The organism is Falsigemmobacter faecalis (genome assembly GCF_003863335.1).
GTDB lineage: Bacteria > Pseudomonadota > Alphaproteobacteria > Rhodobacterales > Rhodobacteraceae > Wagnerdoeblera > Wagnerdoeblera faecalis.
Map to the genome: position 1 here is coordinate 1 of NZ_RRAZ01000024.1, position 20,503 is coordinate 20,503.

The 20,503-nt window shown below is 64.2% G+C and carries 16 protein-coding genes, 1 tRNA gene and 2 pseudogenes; 6 read left to right on the forward strand and 13 right to left on the reverse strand.

What is annotated here, in order from left to right:
* Window positions 1–383: hypothetical protein (locus tag EG244_RS21005; RefSeq protein WP_233589030.1), on the forward strand; the 383-nt coding region annotated here is incomplete at its 5' end.
* 263 nt (window positions 384–646) lie between these two features.
* Here the strand turns inward: EG244_RS21005 and EG244_RS14770 are convergent.
* From EG244_RS14770 to EG244_RS21510, 3 genes and pseudogenes are all read right to left on the reverse strand, one after another.
* Window positions 647–722: transfer RNA gene (locus EG244_RS14770), tRNA-Arg, on the reverse strand.
* Between the two features lie 407 nt (window positions 723–1,129).
* Window positions 1,130–1,693 (reverse strand): annotated as a pseudogene (locus EG244_RS21505) (IS5/IS1182 family transposase); the annotation flags it as partial.
* A 108-nt stretch (window positions 1,694–1,801) separates the two neighbouring features.
* Window positions 1,802–2,131, reverse strand: a pseudogene (locus EG244_RS21510) (transposase); the annotation flags it as partial.
* Window positions 2,132–2,223: 92 nt separating this feature from the next.
* On the opposite strand from EG244_RS21510, the gene EG244_RS20700 reads away from it, so the two are divergent.
* Together EG244_RS20700 and EG244_RS21515 are read left to right on the forward strand one after the other, a co-directional pair.
* A complete protein-coding gene (locus EG244_RS20700) occupies window positions 2,224–2,628 on the forward strand; it encodes an IS110 family transposase (RefSeq protein ID WP_267900287.1) in 405 nt (134 codons plus the stop codon).
* Between the two features lie 78 nt (window positions 2,629–2,706).
* Window positions 2,707–3,198, forward strand: coding sequence for a transposase (locus EG244_RS21515; RefSeq protein WP_407644048.1), 492 nt, complete (start codon window positions 2,707–2,709; stop codon window positions 3,196–3,198).
* A gap of 84 nt (window positions 3,199–3,282) precedes the next feature.
* On the opposite strand, the gene EG244_RS14790 is transcribed toward EG244_RS21515, so the two are convergent.
* The 3 genes from EG244_RS14790 to EG244_RS14800 form a co-directional block, all read right to left on the reverse strand.
* Complete coding sequence (locus tag EG244_RS14790) at window positions 3,283–4,458, reverse strand: acetyl-CoA C-acyltransferase (protein WP_124965818.1); 1,176 nt, start codon at window positions 4,456–4,458, stop codon at window positions 3,283–3,285.
* Window positions 4,455–6,503, reverse strand: a complete 2,049-nt coding sequence (locus EG244_RS14795; protein WP_124965819.1) for a 3-hydroxyacyl-CoA dehydrogenase NAD-binding domain-containing protein — start codon at window positions 6,501–6,503, stop codon at window positions 4,455–4,457. Before EG244_RS14795 ends, EG244_RS14790 begins: the two co-directional genes overlap by 4 nt.
* Window positions 6,504–6,608: 105 nt before the next feature.
* Complete coding sequence (locus EG244_RS14800; protein ID WP_124965821.1) at window positions 6,609–7,424, reverse strand: SDR family NAD(P)-dependent oxidoreductase; 816 nt, start codon at window positions 7,422–7,424, stop codon at window positions 6,609–6,611.
* Window positions 7,425–7,535: 111 nt separating this feature from the next.
* Between EG244_RS14800 and EG244_RS14805 the strand changes: the two genes are divergently transcribed.
* A complete protein-coding gene (locus EG244_RS14805; RefSeq protein ID WP_124965823.1) occupies window positions 7,536–8,771 on the forward strand; it encodes a TetR/AcrR family transcriptional regulator in 1,236 nt (411 codons plus the stop codon).
* An 8-nt stretch (window positions 8,772–8,779) separates the two neighbouring features.
* On the opposite strand, the gene EG244_RS14810 is transcribed toward EG244_RS14805, so the two are convergent.
* Window positions 8,780–10,300 (reverse strand): flavin-containing monooxygenase, encoded by a 1,521-nt coding sequence (locus EG244_RS14810; protein ID WP_233589031.1) that lies wholly within the window; start codon window positions 10,298–10,300, stop codon window positions 8,780–8,782.
* Between the two features lie 141 nt (window positions 10,301–10,441).
* Here EG244_RS14810 and EG244_RS14815 point away from each other — a divergent pair, with 141 nt between their 5' ends.
* Window positions 10,442–11,332, forward strand: a complete 891-nt coding sequence (locus tag EG244_RS14815) for an alpha/beta fold hydrolase (RefSeq protein WP_124965825.1) — start codon at window positions 10,442–10,444, stop codon at window positions 11,330–11,332.
* Window positions 11,333–11,365: 33 nt separating this feature from the next.
* Here the strand turns inward: EG244_RS14815 and EG244_RS14820 are convergent, their stop codons facing one another.
* From EG244_RS14820 to EG244_RS14845, 6 genes are all read right to left on the reverse strand, one after another.
* Window positions 11,366–12,346 carry an ABC transporter ATP-binding protein gene (locus tag EG244_RS14820; RefSeq protein WP_124965826.1) on the reverse strand — a complete coding sequence of 327 codons (981 nt, stop codon included), beginning with the start codon at window positions 12,344–12,346 and terminating at the stop codon, window positions 11,366–11,368.
* 13 nt (window positions 12,347–12,359) lie between these two features.
* On the reverse strand, window positions 12,360–13,337 hold the full coding sequence (locus EG244_RS14825; RefSeq protein WP_124965828.1) for an ABC transporter ATP-binding protein: 978 nt from the start codon (window positions 13,335–13,337) through the stop codon (window positions 12,360–12,362).
* Entirely contained in the window at window positions 13,337–14,272 is a 936-nt protein-coding gene (locus EG244_RS14830) for an ABC transporter permease (RefSeq protein ID WP_199737991.1), read from the reverse strand. Before EG244_RS14830 ends, EG244_RS14825 begins: the two co-directional genes overlap by 1 nt.
* Window positions 14,265–15,218, reverse strand: a complete 954-nt coding sequence (locus EG244_RS14835; protein ID WP_199737992.1) for an ABC transporter permease — start codon at window positions 15,216–15,218, stop codon at window positions 14,265–14,267. The genes EG244_RS14830 and EG244_RS14835 overlap by 8 nt, the downstream gene beginning before the upstream one ends.
* 34 nt (window positions 15,219–15,252) lie before the next feature.
* Entirely contained in the window at window positions 15,253–16,773 is a 1,521-nt protein-coding gene (locus EG244_RS14840) for an ABC transporter substrate-binding protein (protein WP_124965830.1), read from the reverse strand.
* Window positions 16,774–17,036: 263 nt separating this feature from the next.
* Window positions 17,037–18,689: an AMP-binding protein gene (locus EG244_RS14845; RefSeq protein WP_158617319.1), complete on the reverse strand. Its 1,653-nt coding sequence runs from the start codon at window positions 18,687–18,689 to the stop codon at window positions 17,037–17,039.
* A gap of 442 nt (window positions 18,690–19,131) precedes the next feature.
* Between EG244_RS14845 and EG244_RS14850 the strand changes: the two genes are divergently transcribed.
* Window positions 19,132–20,253, forward strand: a complete 1,122-nt coding sequence (locus tag EG244_RS14850; protein WP_124965834.1) for an AbrB family transcriptional regulator — start codon at window positions 19,132–19,134, stop codon at window positions 20,251–20,253.
* The last annotated feature ends 250 nt before the right edge of the window (window positions 20,254–20,503 follow it).

Sequence of the window (20,503 nt, forward strand, 5' to 3'; positions counted from 1 at the left end):
GCTTAAAAAGCGCCACATCCTGTCCAAGAGATGGGGATCACCTCAATCTCACCCTGCGATTAGGATCGATCCATTCGGTCAAAGGTAAAAGCGTTGATGGCACTCTCGTTGTCGAAAGCGAGGTATGGAAAGGTCGGCGAGCCGAGCAGCAGTGCATTGATCTCACCACAGTGCTTCCTCGCGCGTTCGGTGTTGTTGCTCAGTCATTCACCGGAGTAGGGCTGACCGCTGCGACGAACGTTTTTGTGGGTGTGACACGCCCGAGAGAATTTCTCGGGCTTGCACTGCGAAAATCTGAAGCAACGACGTTGGTGGGGCCGGCTATGGACCAAGGCTGGAAAGTTGTTGACTTGGTATCGCTAGCTGCGCAGTTGAATGAGTAAATCAGCTTGCCAACTCGTGAGCGAGGGGAGCGCTGACATAGGTCAGATGACCGTCGGGTTTGACCTCTCACTGTCACAGAAATGCTGCGACACCTACAGCCTCCCTTCCGCCAAATACGGTCATATTACTCATGGGATTCCAAGTAGGCTGGCGAGATAGGACGATTGCCCGCAAAGTCACAAAGAAATCATTTGACATGAGTGCGCACGCAAAACCCCGCTTTTGCGCACTCTTATGCTTCATCCGCAACAAATAAAGGGGATGGCGCTCTCGGCAGGATTCGAACCTGCACTCGTCGGTTTAGAAGACCGCTGCATTATCCATTATGCTACGAGAGCCGAAGCCATTGTCTGTATTCTATCTTTTTGGCTTTCTCAACCAGTTTCTACGCCAGTTTCCTGCCGCAGTGGCCAGAACTCGCGAGGTATCCCGAAAACTCTCGCCTTGCTTTATGAGCCCTTTAGCCAAGTTCGGATGTCCTTAGAGTGAACATCCATGCTTCATCCGTTATACTACGGAGGTAGAAAGCTTTTTAGCCTTATGACGGCTTCTTATAGATCATACTCTAAGCCTTGAAAACCCATTTCTACGCCAATTTCCGGCCGTACTGGCCCCATTTCGACCAGGCACTTAACAGGCTGCTGAAAAAGTCAGCTGCGCAGGACGGTTATTCTTCACCAGGGCCGGTTTTGCTTTGATTTCTCGTCCTAATCGCACGCTTGCATGCCGTGCTTGCCTGAGGTCGTCATGCAGCCGGCAATTTCGGCAGCCTTGCGAGATTGTTGGCGGCCATGGCCCTGATGAAGCGCGCGCATGAATCCGATGCCGCGACAGGCGGTTTGTGCAATGCCTCCGATGATTTTTGCCCAGCCGAACGCGTCCTCGATCCGTTTGCGATGTTTGAGGGACATGGCGTATCCCTTGCGGCATGTAGTCCGACGATCAATGGCTGAGTGCTGTGATTTCCGGGCAGCATGGGGTGTGACACAAGCTTTTCGCAGGTCGGGCACGAAGAAGGCGACATCGAAGTTCCGGTCACCACCCAGCGTCAATCTGCGGGCGAACCCGGGTGACTGACAATGGATCATGCGACGCTGTGCTCTGCCTGTCCATCAGCCTGGGTCAGATCGCCCTGCACGATCAGGCCCGCACGGTTTTCCATCAGCGCATGGCCAGTGTAGCACAGCATGTGCACTGGCACCCCGCGACTTCCTGTAAAGCCGTGCCTGCGGATCCGTTGCCGAGGCATGAGTTGCGTTGCTGCCCGTCTCTGCGCGGAAATCGACTGCCGCATTGCGGCTCTGGAGGTATCTGGCGGGCATCTGGCTGGCTTCGGTATTCTAGGACGTGACTGGCGCGACGGTGGCGGCTTGAGGGCCTGGAGATATGCCTGGAGCATCGCCCCCGGGGTCCTCTCCTCCTTCCGGCGAAAACTCTTCATGGAAGCCCAGGCTTTGACCAGAGTGCCATCAACCGAGAAAGGCTTATCGGACAAGAGAGGCTTTACCTCACGATGGGCAAGGATCGCCGCCATGATGCGGCGGAACATATCCGTGTTCAGCAACCGATCACGGTGCTTGCTGCATACGGCAGGACCCCAGACACGCTCCTCCACGCGCAGGCCGACGAACCCGCACAACAGCAGGTTGTCGGTCATCTGCTCCATCAGCTGCCATTCGGATCGGAGCGCGTAAAGGATCTGCAGCAGGCTGGCACCGGTCAGACGCTCAGGCGAAATCGAGGGACTGGCCTGATGGCTTCAGAGCCCCTGTCGGCCAAGGGTTCAGATTTCCGAACACCTCAGCAGGCCACCAGCCTTGATCCTGTGTCTGGGGGACGCTGAAGGTCGGGGTTGAGGCCACAGGAGGTTTGGAATGGCGGCTTTGGCAGCGCTTAGAGCAGGCGGATATCGCAGCGGTTCCGCTGCCTCCGGCTCAGATCAAGGCCTTTGCGAGGTCTCGCGGCACGCATGCCAAAACGGAGCGCATTGATGCGGAATTCATTGCTGCCTTCATGGCTTTTCGCCCTGAAGCCGGCCGGGAGCTGCCGGATGAAACCATTGTGGCATTAAGGTCTTACACGACCAAGCATGCGCAACTCGTGGAGATAAAGCAGCGCCTGAGAGCGCAGAGTTCGGCGCGACGGAAACAGGATGCGCCAGCGGCTATAAAGACTCTTGATCAGGAACTTATTGTGGCAATCGAAGCCCGGATCCGTGATATCGAGAGCGGATCCGAAGGCTGATCTGCGCCTCTGACGACATGGACGAAGAATGGACGAAGATGAGAGGCTGCTGCGCTTTGTGCCGGGCATTGGCCCTGTTTGTGCCAGCCTTCTGAGTGCAGAAATGCCCGAACCGGGCTCCATGACAGGCCTGGCACCCTCGCCCAGGACAGCGGCGCCCTGAGAGGACGCCGTATGAGCGCTGGCGGGAGAAGGGACTTACGGCAGGCGCTGTTTCAGGCAGCGCTCACGGCTTCCCTGCACAATCCAACTCTGACGACCGCAGCACAGCCTCTGCGCGATAAGGAGAAGCCCCATAACGTCGTGATCATTATAATCGCCGCGCGGCTCGTGGCGATTGCGAAATCAAGGCAGAAATGGAACGCTGCAGCCGGAAAGAAACACAGTTGCTGGCACGTCCCGTCAAAACAAAAACTCAAAGACATGCACGCAACAGCGCCCGGTGAATGGCGCCTGTTCCTCTCCGGCGGGTCGCCGTTTCGACTGCGACTGCCCCCAAAGGGGCCAGGTTCCTTTCCCCCTGGCAGGCTTAACCGCGCAGCACCCGATGTGAGACGGTCTTGCAGGTGAGAGCCGATGCTCCTCCTTACGATATTGACTTGTCATAGTCTTACGAGTGCCTTGAGACTGTCACGGGGACCTGCAGTGAGCCGCTCAGAAGCGGATCAGCCCCGCACAGCCCATGCCGCCCGCCACGCACATAGTGACCACGCCCCATTTTGCCCCCCGGCGCTGCCCTTCGCGCAGCAGATGCCCGGTCAGGCGCGCGCCGCTCATGCCGTAAGGATGACCAATGGAAATCGCGCCGCCATTGACGTTCAACCGATCAGAGGCGATGCCCAGCTCTTCGGCGCAATAGACCGCCTGGCTGGCGAAGGCCTCATTCAGCTCCCAAAGATCAATGTCTTCGACCCGCAGGCCATGGCGCTGCAGCAGGCGCGGCACCGCAAAGACCGGGCCGATCCCCATCTCTTCGGGCGCGCAGCCCGCAGAGGCAAAGCCCGCAAAGCTGCCCAGAACCGGCAGCCCGCGCGTCTCGGCCTCGTGGCGCGACATCAAAAGCACCATCGCCGCCCCGTCCGAGAGCTGGCTGGCGTTTCCGGCGGTGATAAAGCCGCCCTCGCGGACGGGCTTCAGCGCGGCCAGTCCCCCGGCGGTGGTCTCGGGGCGGTTCCCCTCATCGCGGCTGAGGGTGACGCGCTTTGCCGAGGTCTCGCCGGTGGCGCGGTCGGTGACCTGCTGGCTGACGGTCATCGGCAGGATTTCGTCGTCGAAAATTCCCGCCTCCTGCGCGGCGGCGGTGCGCCGCTGGCTTTCCAGTGCAAAGGCATCCTGGGCCTGCCGCGAAATGCCGTAGCGCGCGGCGACCAGATCGGCGGTCTCGATCATCGGATGATAAAGCCCCGGCATATGCTCCGCCAGCCAGTCATTGCGCAGACGCTTTCGGTTGGGATCTGAGGCGGTCAGGCTGATCGATTCAACGCCCCCCGCAATCACCGCGCCCAGACCGTCGAGCCGGATCGCCCGCGCCCCTTGGGCAATCGCATCCAGCCCCGAGGCACAAAAGCGCGAGACCATCACCCCCGCAGAGCTGACGGGCAGCCCTGCCCGCAGCGCGGCCGCGCGGGCCAGGTTGCCGCCCGTGGCCCCTTCGGGATAGCCGCAGCCAAGGATCACTTCCTCAATGTCCTGCGGCTGCAGGCCGCTGCTTTCGACCAGATGACGGATCAGGGGAGCGGCCAGATCCACCCCGGCGGTGTCGTTAAAGGCCCCGCGAAAGGCCCTGCCAATGGCCGTGCGGGTGGTGGCGACGAAAACGGCTTCGGTCATGGCGTCACTCCTGAAAGGGTCCGGGACGGGTCGGTCAGCCGCCCGCCTGTGGCGGCCAGCCCGCGCAGCAAAGCGCAGGGGCGCAGACGGGCATTGCCGGTCTGCTCCGCGTAGTGATCAAGACCTGCGACAATCCCGGCCAGCCCGCGTTCATCGGCGTAAAACATCGGCCCGCCGCGCCAGCGCGGAAAGCCGTAGCCATTGAGCCAGATCGCATCGATATCGCTGGCCGAGGCGGCAATCCCCTCCTCCAGGATCCGCGCGCCCTCATTGATCATCGGCAGGATCAGCCGGTCTGTCAGCTCTGCCTGCCCGATAGCGCGCCGCGTGATGCCCAGCCGCGCAGAGGTGTCGCGGATCAGCGCCGCCACCTCCGGGTCGGGCTCAGGCCTGCGGCCATCGGCGCCGTAGCGGTAATAGCCGCGCCTGGTTTTCTGCCCGAGCCGCCCCGCTTCCACCAGCGCATCGGCGACCGGCGCTGTCTGCCCCGTCGCCTGTCGGTTGCGCCAGCCGATATCGAGGCCCGCCAGATCCGCCACCGCACAGGGGCCGAGCTTCCCGCCAAACGCAGTGAAGGCCGCGTCGAGATCTTCGGGCAGCGCGCCTTCCTGCAACAGCGCCTCGACCTGGGCGGTGCGCTGCGCGAGCATGCGGTTGCCGACAAAGCCATGGCAGTTCCCGACCACCACCGGCAGCTTGCCGATGGCCCGCGCGGTCGCGGTGATCAGATCAATGGCCGCCGGAGAGCTGCGCGGGCCGCGCACCACTTCCACAAGCTTCATCACATTGGCGGGGCTGAAGAAATGCATCCCCGCCACCCGCTCTGGTCCGGATGCAAAGCCCGCGATCCGGTCGATATCGAGATAAGAGGTATTGCTGGCCAGCACCGCATCGGGGCGCGCGATCTGCGCGATCTGGCCGAAGATCTGCTCTTTGACGGCGATGTCTTCAAAGGCCGCTTCGATGATCAGATCCGCGGCGGCAAGCCCGGTCAGAGCGCCCTCAAAGCGGATCGCCGCCAGTTGCGCATCCCGCGCCGCCGCGCTCAGCGAGCCGCGCGCCACGGAATGGGCGTAGCTTTCTTCGACGCGCGCCCGCGCCCGTCCGGCTGCGGCCTCATCGGTCTCGCAAAGCGTCACCGCAAAGCCTTTCGCCGCAAAGGCCATGGCGATGCCCGCCCCCATGGTGCCGCCGCCGATCACCCCGATCTGACGCGGCAGGGCCGGACGCCCCGCGCCACCCGTACCGCGCTCAGCAAAAAACGCATAGCGCAGCGCCTTGGAGCGGGGATGAAGACGCAGTGCATTAAACGCCTCCCGCTCACGGCTCAGGCCCTCCGCCAGGGGCAGATGCGCCGCCGCGCGCAGGCAGTCGATGATGGCCGCGATGGCCGGATCATCGCCGCGGGACTGCATAAGCGCGGCCGCTGCCTCTTCAAAGCCCGCCGCGTCGATCCCGGCAGGGCGCGGCAGGGCGTCCCCCGCTGCAAGGCGCAGCGCGAGGGCCGAACCCGCCTCAATCAGCTCCTCAGAGGGGGCGAGCAGATCCGCCACACCCGCCGCAAGCGCCGCCTTTGGATCCAATGGCTTACCCGAGGCGATCAGATCAAGCGCCCGCACCAGACCCGTCAGAGGCGGCAGGCGCTGCGTGCCGCCCGCGCCAGGCAGCAGCCCAAGCGTCACTTCCGGCAGACCAACACGGGCTTTGGGGCCCAGCACCCGGGCGCGACAGCCAAGCGCCAGCTCCAGCCCGCCGCCAAGGGCCGCGCCATCGATCGCCGCCACAACGGGTTTACGACCCGCCTCAATCTGCAAAATCAGATCGGGCAGCAGCGGCGGCAAAGCGCCCGCCTCAAACTCGCGGATATCGGCCCCCGCGCTGAAGGTCTTCAGCCGCGAGGCCAGCACAATGGCCCGCACACCGGGATCGGCCTCAGCCGCAGTCAGCGCATTTTGCAGCCACAGACGCATCTCATGCCCAAGCGCATTCACCGGCGGCTGCGCCAGCCAAAGGACCGCCACCTGGCCGCGGATCTCACTTTCCATTGTCTCTCTCCCCCTGCTCCCGCCCGCAGCCTGCAGGAGAGAGACCTCTATCGGCAACTCTTTTTGATCTGCAGGCTGCGCCCGGCCCGGACGCAGCCCCTGGTCTCAGCGCAGCACGGCGACCCGCGGATCGGCAGGCCGCTCGGAATAGGGATGCGAGGACGACAGGCCACCGTCGACCGGAATGGCCTGGCCGTTCACATAGCTTGCCAGATCCGAGACCAGAAAGAGCGCCGCCTTGGCGATCTCATCCGGGATCCCGCCACGGCGCATCGGGTTGCGGCGGCCGATCTGGTCCTCCTGCCCGGCCGCCCGCGCCTGGTCATAAAGCCGCTTCGTCATCGCCGTTTCAATCAGGCCCGGGCAGAGCGCATTCACCCGGATGCCGCTGCCCGCCAGCGCTTGAGCGGCGGTCTGCACCAGGTTGATCACACCCGCCTTCGAAGCCGAATAGGCCGCCGGCCCCGCCCCCGCCCGCATCCCCGCCACCGATGCGGTGACGATGATCGAGCCGCCGCCCCGGCGCTGCATCTCGGGCGCGGCGTGGCGGATCGCCAGATAGGGGCCGATCAGATTGACCCGCAGAATTTCGGCCCAGGCCTCAGGCGTGGCATCAAAATAAGAGGCGAGCGGCCCGCCGGTAATCCCCGCATTGGCGAAACAGGCATCAAGCCCGCCAAACCGCTCCCGCGCAAGGGTGACGGCTGCGATCACATCCGCCTCTGCCCCCGCGTCCATTTCCAGCGCTGCCGCCTGACCGCCAGCCGCCTCGATCTCAGCCGCCAGCGCGCTCACGGCGCTGTCGCGATCCCCCAGCACCACCAGCGCGCCCGCCTTTGCAAAACGCAGCGCCGTTGCGCGGCCAATGCCCGATGCGGCTCCGGTGATCAGCACCACCTTACCTTCGATTGAGACTGTCATTCTGTCCTCCCTTGCTCCATACCCGATCCCGCATTATCAGTGCGGTATGCCTGAATTTTAAGGCTTTAGCGCCTCATTCCTTCGTTTTCATTTTCAAAAGGACGGCCTCCCTTGACCGATCCCACCCCTGAGCGCCGCAGTTCCGCAAAGTTTGAGAAGCGCCGCCGTGCCATTCTTGATGCCGCTGCGGTGCTGATAAACCAGCACGGTGTGCGGGGACTGACCTTTGTGGAGGTGGCGAAAGCGGTGGAAATGAACACCACCTCGATCACCTATTACTTCCGCAAGCGCGAGCTTCTGGCCGCGGCCGCGATCGAAGAAACCATCCTGCAGCTCGATGAGATGACCCGCGAAGCGGCGCTGGCCCCGGACCCCATGGCGCGGGTCAGCCGTCTGTTGCGGCTGCGGCTTGATTACAGCGCCGCCGTGCGGCGCGGGGAAAAGCCGCCGCTGGCGCTTTTGGGCGATCTGCGCGCGCTGGAGGATCCGGCGCGGGCCGCGCTGATCAGCGGCTATGCCGAAATCTCGCGCCGGGTGGCCGGATTTTTCGGCCCTCTGGAGGACCGGGGGCTTTATCTGCAGCGCCGCGCCTGCGCGCATGTGCTGCTGGATCTGCTGCATTGGATGCGCGCCTGGCTGCCCGATTTCGCGCTGCATGACTTTGACTTTGTGCATGACGCGCTGATGGATCTGCTGCGCCATGGCTTTCTGGGCGCTGCCACCCCCTGGCAGCCCCATCTCAATCAACCCGCACCCGGCGAGGAGGACAGCAGTGCCGCCTATCTGCGCGCAGCGACCCTGATGCTGAATGCGCGCGGCTATCGCGGGGCCTCTGTCGATGAGATCGCGGCGCAGCTGAACCTTTCGAAGGGGAGCTTTTATCACCACATCGACAGCAAAGACGATCTGGTGCTGGAATGCTTCCGGTCGAGCTACAGCCGCGTGGTGCAGATCCAGGACCGCGCCTCGGCCCTGGCCGGGCCCTGGGGGCAGCGGCTGGCGCAGGTGCTGTCGGATCTGCTGGCCATTCAGTTCGACGCCCGCTTTCCGCTGCTGCGCACCACCGCCATGCAGGCCCTGCCCGCCGAGATGCGGCGCGAGACCATCACCCATGCGGCCTGGATGGCCAATGGCTTTGGCGCGATGCTGGCGCGGGGCGCGGCGGATGGCTCGCTCAGGCCGGTGCATGCCGGGATCGGCGGGCACTGCCTGCTGGCGCTGATCAACTCGGCCTTCGACTTTCACCAATGGCCCGACACCATGCCCTCGACCGCCCGCGCGATCGAGGTCTATGCCGGGGCGCTGGCGCGGGGCCTGCCGCTGACGGCCGCGATTGACGAGGGCTGAAAGGCCCCTCATTCCGCCGCAACCTGGTCAGACCCCTCCGCAATCTGGGCCGCGGGCAGCCGGACGGGCGTGCCGCGGCTGAACTGCAGCGTGCCGTCATCAATCCGGCCGCGCTTCAGGGTTTTGCGGTCCCAGAAATAATCCTGCTCATGGATCCAGGGCCAGGCTTTGCCGTGTTTAGGCAGGCGGTGCGCGGCACGCACGACATAGCCCGAGATGAATTTCAGCGCCGAATTCACATTGGCCACATCGGCCTCATTCGCCGCCGGGACCACCTGGGTATGGCCTTTGCGCTGCATGAAACGCAGCAGGCGGCAGGCATAATCGGCGACCAGATCCACCTTCAGCGTCCAGGAAGCATTGGTATAGCCGGTGAAATAGACGAGGTTCGGCAGGTTCGAATACATAAAGCCCTTGTAGATCAACAGCTTTGAGCGATCGACCGCCTGGCCGTCCACCACAATCTCCAGCCCGCCCAGCGATTCCATCACCAATCCGGTGGCGGTGATGATGAGATCGGCCTCCAGATGGGTGCCATCGGTCATCTCAACCCCGGTCGGCGTAAAGCGGCGGATCTCGCCGGTGACCATGCTGGCCTTCCCCTCTGAGAGGGTACGGAACATATCGCCATCGGGCACCGCGCAGATCCGCTGCTGCCCCGGCAGATAGCGCGGCACGAAATGGGTTTTCCAGTCGTAATCGGGCGGCAGTTCCTTTGCGACCGCGCCGATCAGCATTTTCCGCGTGCCCTCAAGATTGGCAACCATGCGTTTACGCCGTTTCGCGCTGCCAAAAATGGTGCGCCAGCGGGTGATCGGATAGGCGAGTTTCTCGGGCAGCCAGCGCCGCAGGCGGTTGGCAAATTCATCCTCACCCGGGCGCGACACCACATAGGTCGGCGAGCGCTGCACCTGCCAGACATGCGCCGCCTTCTGCGCAAGGGTCGGGGTCAGCGTCACCGCCGTCGCACCCGAGCCGATCACGATGATCTTTTTGCCACTGTAATCAAGGTCTTCGGGCCAGAACTGCGGATGGACCAGCTGTCCCTGATAGTCCTCATAACCGGGCCACTCCGGCAGATAGCCCTCATGGTGGCGGTAATAGCCCGCGCAGGAGAAGAGAAAGCGGCAGGTCAGGCTGCGGATCCCGCCGTCATGAAGCACCTCCAGCCGCCAGATCTGCTCGGCCGAGGACCAGGTGGCGCTTTTGACCTGGTGATCAAAACGGATCATCTGCGTGAGGTGATTTTCCTCGGCCGTCTCGCGGATGTAGTTCAGAATCGCGCCGCCGTCGGCGATGGCCCGGGCATTGGTCCAGGGCTTGAAGGCATAGCCCATGGTATGCATGTCACTATCCGAGCGGATGCCGGGGTAGCGGAAAAGATCCCAGGTCCCGCCGATGCGCGGCTTGCTCTCCAGAATGGCAAAGCGCTGATCGGGGCAGCGGGTTTTCAGATAGCGGGCCACCCCGATCCCAGACAGACCCGCACCGATAATCAGCACATCAAACTCCGGTTGCGTCATGGCCATCCCTCTCACTCCTCCTGCTTTCTCTCTGGCTAGCAAAAACATACTCATCTTTCAAATAGTGTTTGTCCAGAGCGCAGAAAATCGTTTCACTGTGTCGGAACGCAACCGGGCACTGCCCGGAATTTAAGAAGGAGATCCCCCATGCAAAGACTGAAGACCGCAGGTCTGACCCTGTGCCACGACATCGAAGGCGAAGGAAATCCCACTGATCTGCTGCTGATAAGCGGAATTGGCACCCAGATGTTGTGGTGGAAAGACAGCTTCGTGAAGACGCTTGCAGGCCGCGGATTCCGGGTGATCCGCCTGGACAACCGCGACACCGGGCTCTCGGACGGTTTTGAGCAAAGTGGCATACCTGATATTCAGTCAATGATGGCAGACCGCGCGGCAGGGCGTGGATTGACGCCGCCCTACCGACTGGAGGATATGGCCGATGACTGCGCCGATCTGCTGAGCGCGCTTGGGGTTAAAGCCGCCCATGTCGCCGGCGGCTCCATGGGCGGGATGATCGCGCAGCTTCTGGCGATCCGGCATCCCAACCGGGTTTTGTCGCTGACCTCCATCATGTCGGGGACCGGAAATCCCGCGCTGCCTGGTGCCACCCCGCAGGCGCAGGCCGTTTTGCTGCGCCCGCGCCTTTCCCCCGAGACCGACCGCGAGGGCTGGCTTGACGCCTCGGTCTCCGGCGCCCTTATTCTGGGCAGCCCCGGCTATCCCGAGGATCCCGCCGATCTGCGCAGGGCGTCGGAGGCCTCGTTGGACCGTGCCTACCGGCCCAGCGGCTTTCTGCGCCATTATGCGGCCGTCATGGCGGCCCCGGATCGCCGCCCGCTGCTGAACGACCTGCGCCTGCCCGTCACCGTGATCCATGGCGCCGAGGATCCCCTGGTCCGCCCGGAGGGCGGCCGCGATACCGCCGCGGCGATCCCGGGCGCGCAGTATCACGAAATCCCCGGCATGGGGCATAACATCCCGCCCGCCCTTGAGGCGCAGATCGCGGATCTGATCGCCCAAACCGCCGCCCGCGCCTGAGCGCCCTGCCCTGCCCGGACCACCGGGCAGGGATCAGAGCGGGTGATGGCAGGCGACCATCCGCCCCGCCGAGAGCGGGCGCATCTGCGGCACCTCTGCCGCGCAGCGCGGCGAGGCCAGCGGGCAGCGGGTGCGAAACCGACAGCCCGAGGGCGGGTTCAGCGGCGAGGGCAGCTCCCCCGGCACCAGCTGCGGCGCGCCTCTGGCATAATCCGGATCAGGCCGCGGCACCGCCGCCAGCAGCGCCCGGGTGTAGGGATGCGCAGGCCGCGCATAAAGCGAGGCGGACTCCGAGAGTTCGCACATCGCACCGAGATACATCACCGCGACCCGGTCCGAGACATGCCGCACCACCGCCAGATCATGGCTGATGAACAGCATCGTAAGGCCAAATTCCGCCCGGATCTCTTCCAGCAGGTTCAGGATCTGCGCCTGCACCGAGACATCCAGCGCCGAGACCGCCTCATCACAGACCAGAAGCTCGGGCCGCAGGATCAGCGCCCGCGCGATCGAGATGCGCTGACACTGCCCGCCGGAAAACTCATGCGGCCTGCGGTCCAGCGCCTGGGTGCCGTGCAGCCCCACACGGTCGAGCATGGCGATCAGACGCGCCTCCCGCGCGGCGCGCGGCTCGCGGATCCCGGCAATCTCCAGCGGTGCGGAGAGGATCTGCCGGATCGTATGGCGGGGGTTCAGCGCGGCAACCGGGTCCTGAAAGACGATCTGAAACCGCGCCCGGGCCTGCTGCAGCGCGCGGCCGCGCAGCGCGGTCAGATCGGTGCCACCCAGCCGTACCTGCCCGGCCGAGGGGCGGGGCAGCTGCATAATGGCACGCGCGGCTGAGGATTTTCCGCAGCCGGATTCGCCCACCAGCCCCAGGGTCTCGCCCCGGTGCAGGGTGAAGCTGAGCCCTGCCACCGCCTGCAGGCTGCGACCCCGGCCAAGGGAATAACTGACCGTCAGATTGTCGACATCAAGAAAAGGATCGGCGGGCGGGCGGGTCTGGGCATTCATCGGTTCTGTCCCGTCATCTCAGAGGGTGCCAGCAGGCAAAGCTGTGAACTCCGTCGCCCTGAAGGGGCGGCGCATCGGCGCGGCAGCGCGCGGTGGCAAAGCGGCAGCGCGGCTCAAAGCTGCATCCGGGCGGCGGCTCCACCAGATCGGGGGGCCGCCCGCCAATGGCCTCCAGCCTGCCATGGGCGGGGGCGGAAAGCTGCGGGATGGAGTCGAGAAGCGCGCGGGTATAGGGCATCCGCGTCTGCGCAAAAAGCGGGCGCACCGGCGCGCGCTCAACGATGCGACCGGCATACATCACCGCCACCTCATCGGCATGGCCGGCCACGATCCCCATGTCATGGGTGATCAGGATCATCGACATCTGCCGCTCGCGCACTTCGCGGCGCAAAAGATCAAGGATCTCGGCCTGGACCGTTACATCCAGCGCCGTTGTCGGCTCATCCGCGATCAGCAGATCCGGCTCACAGGCCAGCGCAATGGCAATGGCCACACGCTGGCGCATGCCCCCGGAGAGCTGATGCGGATAGCGGTCAAGCTGCAGCCCGGGCTCGGGCAGACCGACCGAGCGCAGAAGCTCTGCCGCGCGGGCGCGGGCGGCAGCTTTGGCAAGCCCCATGTGAAAGACCAGCACTTCGACGATCTGCGCCCCGATGCTCAGCGTGGGGTTCAGCGAGGTCATCGGATCCTGAAAAATCATCGAGGCCCGGCGCCCGCGCAGGCGACGCAGCTGACGCTCGGGCAGGCGCGTGAGGTCCTGACCGTTCAGCAGCACCTGCGCCGTGGCAGAGGTCTCTGCCCCCCGGGGCAGCAGCCCCAGAATGCTGCGCGAGAGCACCGATTTACCGCTGCCGGATTCGCCGACGATGGCGAGGATCTGTCCGCGCTCCAGCCGGAAGGAGACGCCATCGACGGCCTGAAGCATACCGCGTGCGGTGACAAAGGCGGTGCGCAGATCCTGCACTTCAAGGACCGGGGTTTGCAGGGTCATCAGATCGCTCCGCCACGACCGCCTGAGACGCGCCGGCGCATGGCATCTCCTGCGAGGTTGAAACTCAGCACGGTGAGAAACATCACCGCCGTCGGGATCAGGCTGATATGGGGGGCAGCCTCAAGATATTCGCGCCCCTCTGAGATCATGCCACCCCAGCTTGGGGTCGGGGCCTGGACCGAAAGCCCCAGAAAGCTGAGCGAGCCCTCGACCACGATCGCGATGGGAATGTCGATCATCACAAAGGCCAGCAGCGGCCAGATGATATTGGGAAAGACCTCGCGGGTGATGATGCGGAAATCCGAAGCCCCGAGGGCGCGGGCGGCCAGAACATACTCCCGCCCCGTGCAACTAAGGGTCGCGGCCCGGGTGATCCGCGCAGCCGAAGGGATGAACAACAGCCCCAGCGACAGGCAGACCATAAAGAGGCTACCGCCATAAAGCACCGAGAAAAGCAGCAGGATCACCAGCCCCGGAATGGCCAGCCAGCTGTCAATCACAATGCCGATCACCTCATCAATCCAGCCACGGTAATAGCCCGCCGCAAGGCCAAGGATCAGCCCCAGCCCCACGCCGATCACCGGCGCGGTAATCCCCACCGTCAGCGAGACCCGCGCGCCATGGATCACCCGCGACAGCACATCGCGCCCCAGAGGATCGGTGCCAAGCAGATGCCCCCCGGTCCCCGGCGGGGCTTTCAGCGCCATCCAGTCGGATTGATCGGGGGCGGCAAGGCCCAGCACATCCGCAAAGACCGCCGCCAGAGTGACCAGCGCCAGCCAGGCCAGCGAGATCCAGAACACCGGACCCACCCGGCGCGCCTTTTGATGGGCGGCCGCCGCGCGGGCATTGCGGGCCGCCCGATCCATGGGGGCGGCGGTGCCGGAGGGGGCAGCAGGTCGCGGGGCCCTCTCAGCCCGTGAGAGATCAGCCATGACTGCGGGCCTCCCGAACCCGGGGGTCGAGCCAGGCATAGGCCAGATCGACAAGGAAATTCACCGCCACATAGGTCAGCGCAAAGAAAGTCACGCAGCCCTGGATGACGACCAGATCGCGGGTATAAACCGCATGGACCAGCAGCCGCCCGATGCCGGGAATGCCGAAAATCTGCTCCAGAATAATGGCTCCGCCCAATAGCCGCGCCACCTGCAGGCCCAGAATGGTGATGGTGGAAAACCCCGAGGGCCGCAGCGCATGAACCAGCAGAATGCGCAGTGTTCCCATGCCCTTGGCGCGGGCCAGCGAGATGTAATTTTCCTGCAGCGTGCTGATCATCTCAGCCCGCAGGGTACGCATCAGCGCGGTCCATTCCACCAGCGCAAGACTGAGCGCGGGCAGGATCATCGGCTTCAGATTGGCCCAGAGACCCGCACTCATCGGCTCATAGCCGGTGGCCGGAAGCCAGCCGAGATGCAGCGAGACATAATAAATCAGCAGGATCGCCGTCATAAAGCCCGGCATCGAGACGCAGGCGAAGCCCACCGCCGTCAATGCCCGGTCGGCCGGACCATCGGGGCGCCAGGCCCCGATAATCCCCGCCGGAATGGCGAGTGTCAGCGCCATGATCTGCGCCATGACCATCAGCTGCATCGAGACCGGCACGCGCTCAACCAGCGCGTCCCAGACGCTTTCTCCGGTCAGCAGCGAGGTGCCCCAGTCGCCCTGGATCAGACCCGCCACCCAGGAGAGATAGCGCAGGATAACGGGGCTGTTGAGCCCCAGATCCTCGCGGATCGCTTCAATCTCTTCGGGCGACGCATCCATGCCGCCGATCTGATAGGCCGCATCACCCGGCAGAACACTGACCAGAAGAAAGGTCGAAAACGTCACCACCAGCAGAACAATCAGCAGGCGCTGCAGCCTGCGCATCAGATAAGGCAAAAGCGTCCCCTCTCCTGCAGCCCGTAAGCGCCGGTCAATCGGCCACGCGGATGCGCGTCACATCCACGATCCCGCGCCAGGGTTTCGGCATCTCGGTGACCCGCGGGTTGGTGAACACGTGATAGCGCCCGCCACCGCGGTACATCACCGCCACTTCCTCATTCATCCCCGCCACCACCTCGCATTGCAGCTTCAGGCTGTCTTCGCGGGTGGAGGCCAGACGCATCTTCTCGGCCAGGGCATCAAGCTCCGGGTTTGAGACGCCGCTGAGATTGGTCGTCGAGCCGGAATGGATCGCCGAGAACAGCTGCGGGGCCATGTCGGCACTGTCCGGGAAGCGCCAGCCGATGATGTCATAGTCATGGGTGTAATAGCGCCGCATCAGCGTGGACTGATCGACCGGCTCCAGCACCACCTGAACGCCGACCTGCCTGAGCATCTGCTGCATCAGCTCGCCCAGCTCGCGCCCGCGGGAGGTGGCGGTATGAACGAAATTCAGCGGCGCCACGGCACCGACCTCCGCCAGCAGCTCTTTGGCCTTTGCCGGGTCATAGGCGCGGTAATTATCGGGCCCGCAGTCCACATTGGTGCCCAGAGGATGCGAGACCACCGGGCGGGTATTCTGCCACGAGACCTGCACCAGAGCCGCCTGGTTCCAGGCATGAGCCACGGCCGCGCGCACCCGCTTGTCCGACAGAGGCGCTTTGCGCGCGTTCAGGATAATCGTCTCGGCCCCGGCGCCGTCGATGATATGGGGCTTCAGACCCGGGTCCTTCAGCGCGTCATGGATGGTCTGCCCGCGATCGGTCCAGAGCACATCAATATCGCCCGATTTCAGCGAGGCATAGCGGGTCTGCGTGTCCGGCAGAAAGCGGAAGACAACCTGATCCAGCGTGATCTCATCTGAGGCCCAGTAATCCTCAAACCGCTCAGCCACGATCCGGTCCCCCGAACTCCAGCGCGCCATGCGGAAGGGTCCGGTGCCGATGGGATTGCGGTTCTGCGTCCCCGCGTCCACGGCTTTATGCGACGGGATCGGCCCGCTCATCCCCGTGCTCGCCAGCATCAGCGGCAGCGCGGGCCAGGGGTGTTTGAGATGAAATTCCACAACATGCGGATCAATCTCGACAACCTTGCTGATCGCCGAAAGCGTGCTGCGCGCCGCCGCCTTCTGCGCCGGATCGAGCGTGCGGTTGAAGTGATGCGCGACATCCGTGGCGGTGAAATCAGAGCCGTCGTGGAATTTCACGCCCGGGCGGAGTGTGAACGTCCAGACGGTCTGATCGTCACTTACGCTCCACTCCGTCGCCAGCAGCGGGCGGAATTCACCGGTCTCATAATCATACTTCAGAAGCGGCTCCTGAATCGCCCGCATGGTGATCTCACCTGCCGGATCAAGCGAGCCCCCCTGCACGGTATCAAAGCCGCGCAGTTCAGATTCCAGCCCGACCGCCACGCTTCCCGCCGCAGCGGCTGAGGCGGCGCTCAGAATGGTTGTCGCCAGCAGCGCGGCCACAGGCCGACACCACATCCGCCATGCAGGATGCCCGGACATTGAATACTCCTCCCAAAGTAACCCGACTCTTCCACCGGGCAGGTATGAGACTATGCGATATGGCGCGAATTGCTATACCCAATACTCAAAAAATTAACTTCCGCTTCAGAATTTTCCGTATGTGACCTGTCTGATTTAAATAACTCAACGGATTACCCTGTGGCGCGTGACATACTGATAACTCAAAGCCAGATCCGACCGGTCGCCGCATACCCAGGTCGTGACCGCGCCCGCTCCCCCTTATCGGCAAAGCGGGCGCCACCTCAGCCAGCGGTTTCCGACCGCCTGCGGCGATCCTCGTCGCGCAGCGCGAGGCGAGAGGTTTTTCCCACCGCCGTGCGCGGCAGATCCGTGCGGAATTCCAATTCCTGCGGCATCTCATGCCGCCCGATCCGCTCTGCGAGAAAGCGGTTCAAGGCCTCAAGCGTGAAGGGCTCTGCGCCCTGGCGCAGCACCACAAAGGCCCTGGCCGCCTCTCCGCGGTAAGGGTCGGGAATGCCGATCACCGCCACATCCGCAACATCGGGATGCTCATGGATCGCCCGCTCAATCATCACCGGATAGACGTTGAAGCCCGAGGAAACGATGAGATCTTTCTTGCGGTCGACGATATAGAAATAGCCGTCGCTGTCGCGGTAACCGATATCCCCCGTCATCAGCCAGCCATCAACAAAGGCCTCCTGCGTGGCCTCAGGCCGGTTCCAGTACCCGCGCGTCACCGAGGGGCCGCGCACGCGCAGCTCGCCCCGCTCCTCAGGTCCCAGAACCCGGCGCGGATCCCCGGCATCGACGATCTCAATATCAATCCCCGGCACCGGAATCCCCACGGTGCCCTCTTTGCCAGGCGGCAGATCGGGCGGAATATTGATCCCTACCGGCGAGGTCTCGGTCATGCCCCAGCCGCCACGGATATTGACCCCGGTAAGCTCGCGCACCCGGCGCATCACCGCCACCGGCAAAGGCGCACCGCCCGAGACGGCATAATTGATCGAAGACAGGTCTTTCCCGGCAATCCCGGGCTGCTGCAGAAGGGCAATCCACATCGTCGGCACACCGCCAAAGGCCGTGATGCGGTGCTCATGGATCAGATCAAGCGCCTCTGCGGCATCAAAGCGCTGGCGCAGATAGACCTTCGCCCCCTCATTGAAGCGGCGCAGCAGATTGGTCGTCAGACCGAAGATATGAAAGAGCGGCGTATAGACCAGCGCCCGCTGGTCGCTGCCATATTGCGGCTCAAGGCGGAAAAGCTCACCATAGCTCTGCACCGCGGCCGCCAGATTGCGCTGGCTGAGGATCGCGGCCTTCGGCTCTCCCGTGGTGCCGCCGGTATATTGCAACAGCGCCACGTCTTCGCCCGTGACGGGGACCTCCGGAAGGTCTGCACCGGCATGGGGGTGCAGAAAGCCTTCCGCATCTTCGGCATAACCCGGCAGGGGCACCACCGGCGGCGTCACCCGGTCTTCACAAAGCAGAATGCGCAGATCCGGCAGCGCCTGGCGCAGACCCGCGATACGGCTGAGACCGCTCTCGCCATTCACCCCGATCAGCCAGCGCGCACCGCTGTCGGTCATCTTATGAGCAAGCTCGCGCGGCGCATCGAGCGGCGAGAGATTGACCACCGTTCCGCCCGCTGCCAGCACCCCCAGAAACCAGACCGGCTGCCAGTCCGTATTGGGCAGATAGAGCGCCACCCGATCGCCGCGCTGCAGGCCCGCCGCCAGAAACGCCCGCGCCACCCGGGCCACCCGGGCGCGCAGATCACCATAGGTCATTTGCGCGCCGTAATACTCCAGCGCCGGATTGCCCGCGAATTCCGACATGGCGCGGCGCATCAGCTCATTCAAAGTCGCCACGGGCGGATTGTAATCTGCCCGCACCCCCGGCGGCAGCAGGTGAGACCAGGGGCGGTCAGACATTGCGCGCACTCCCGGCCTGATCACGACCCGCATCTGTGTAGTTTTCAAGTATTTGGTATGCTTTACACGGCTGCATCTTCACCCCCTCCCAAGGGACATTTCCGCTCTGTCCGACGATATGAACCCGTGAGGGGTCCAAGGATCAACAGCCCTCCCGCTGCTGCTGAGAACCCAGCCCCGATCGCAAATCCGACAGAACCCGGCCTCAAACCTGCAGAAAAGCTAGACTTCAATGACAGCTATGTCAAACGAACTGCCGCGGGCGCCCTCGTTTTCGCAGGCGCAACCTCCCCATCCGGCAGAGCGGATGCTTGGCTCAGATATAGAGGATTGCGCTCTCGCCCGACCTGAGGCACAGATGGTCGAAAGCACGTTTTCTTGGATTGAGTATGGAAAGCATCCTGCGAACCCGCGCGTCTGACCCGCAGCCCGGAGCCGGGGTGTGAAACGCCCCGGCCGGATCTGGGGAGAGGTCAGCCCCCGCACCGCCCTTGGCACGCTGGCTCTGGCGCTCTGCGGCGGGGCGCTGGCGGCCTGGCTCGCCCTCCCGCTGGCCTGGCTTCTGGGCTCGGTCTTTGTGGTGGGGCTCGCCGCGGTGCTCGGGATCTCGCCGGGGCCGGGCCGGGTGGATCTGCCCCCCATCGCCCGCAGCCTCGCCATTCCGCTGCTGGGCGCGGGGATCGGCGCGGGCTTCACGCCCGAGGTTGTCGCGGGCATGCCGCAATGGTGGGTGACGATCCTGGCGCTTGGCCTCTATCTGCCGCTGCTGCACCAGATGGTTTACCGCATCCTGCGCCGCTCTGCGCATCTTTCAGAGCCAACGGCCTTTTACGCCGCCGTGCCCGGAGGCCTGGTCGAATCCGTCCAGATGGGCGAGGCGGCGGGGGGCGATGTGCAGATGATGACCCTTTTGCATCTTCTGCGGATGATTGCCTGCGTGCTGCTGATCCCGCCGGGGCTTGCGCTGGTCTCAGGCCAGGATCTCAGCCGGCTGCCGGTCAGCCCGCAGGGGGCGGATCTGGCCTGGTGGCGGGCGGCGGCAGAGCTGATCGTCATCAGCCTTGCGGGCGCGGGCCTTGGGCATCTGCTGCGCCTTCCGGCTGCGGTATTTTTCGGCCCCCTGCTGATGAGTGCCCTGGCCCATGCGACCGGGCTGAGCACCGCCACGCTCTCCCCTCTTGTGATCATTGCCGCGCAGGTCGTGATCGGCGCCGGGCTGGGTGCGAAATTCGTGGCGATGTCGCCGCGCCTTCTGCTGATCGCGCTGCGGCTGACGCTGTTCACCTCTCTGGCGAGCGGGACACTCGCCATCGGATTTGCGCTGGCGCTGTCGCGCCTTGCAGGTGTCGACGGCTACGCCGTGTTCCTGGCCTATGCGCCGGGCGGTATTATCGAGATGTCGCTGATCGCGATGAGCATGCAGCTGAACCCGATTTTCGTCTCCAGCCACCATCTGCTGCGGATCGTTTTCGCCCTCATCGGAGTGCGCCTGATGGCCCCCGCCACCGCGCGCCCGCCGGTTGCCGGCACTCACTCTGCGCGCCGCGGAAAAGCCGTCAGATAAAGCCGGGAAGGTATACCCGAGGCTGTGCCCCGGCACCACGGCGGTTCCTCGCCTTGGGAAAAGCAGGCCGGCATTTGCGCGGCCCTGAAGAACCTGGTGCCTGGTGTAAGATCGGCCCCGGCCCCTCCGCTGGCAGGCTTGGGATCAAGGCGGGCTCCGGAAAAGCGCAAGGCCGCAAAGCGGGAGATCAGTTCTGAGCCCCCCTAAAGCCAGCTCTTCCGCAATCGGAGCTGCCCCGGTTCTGTTCCGG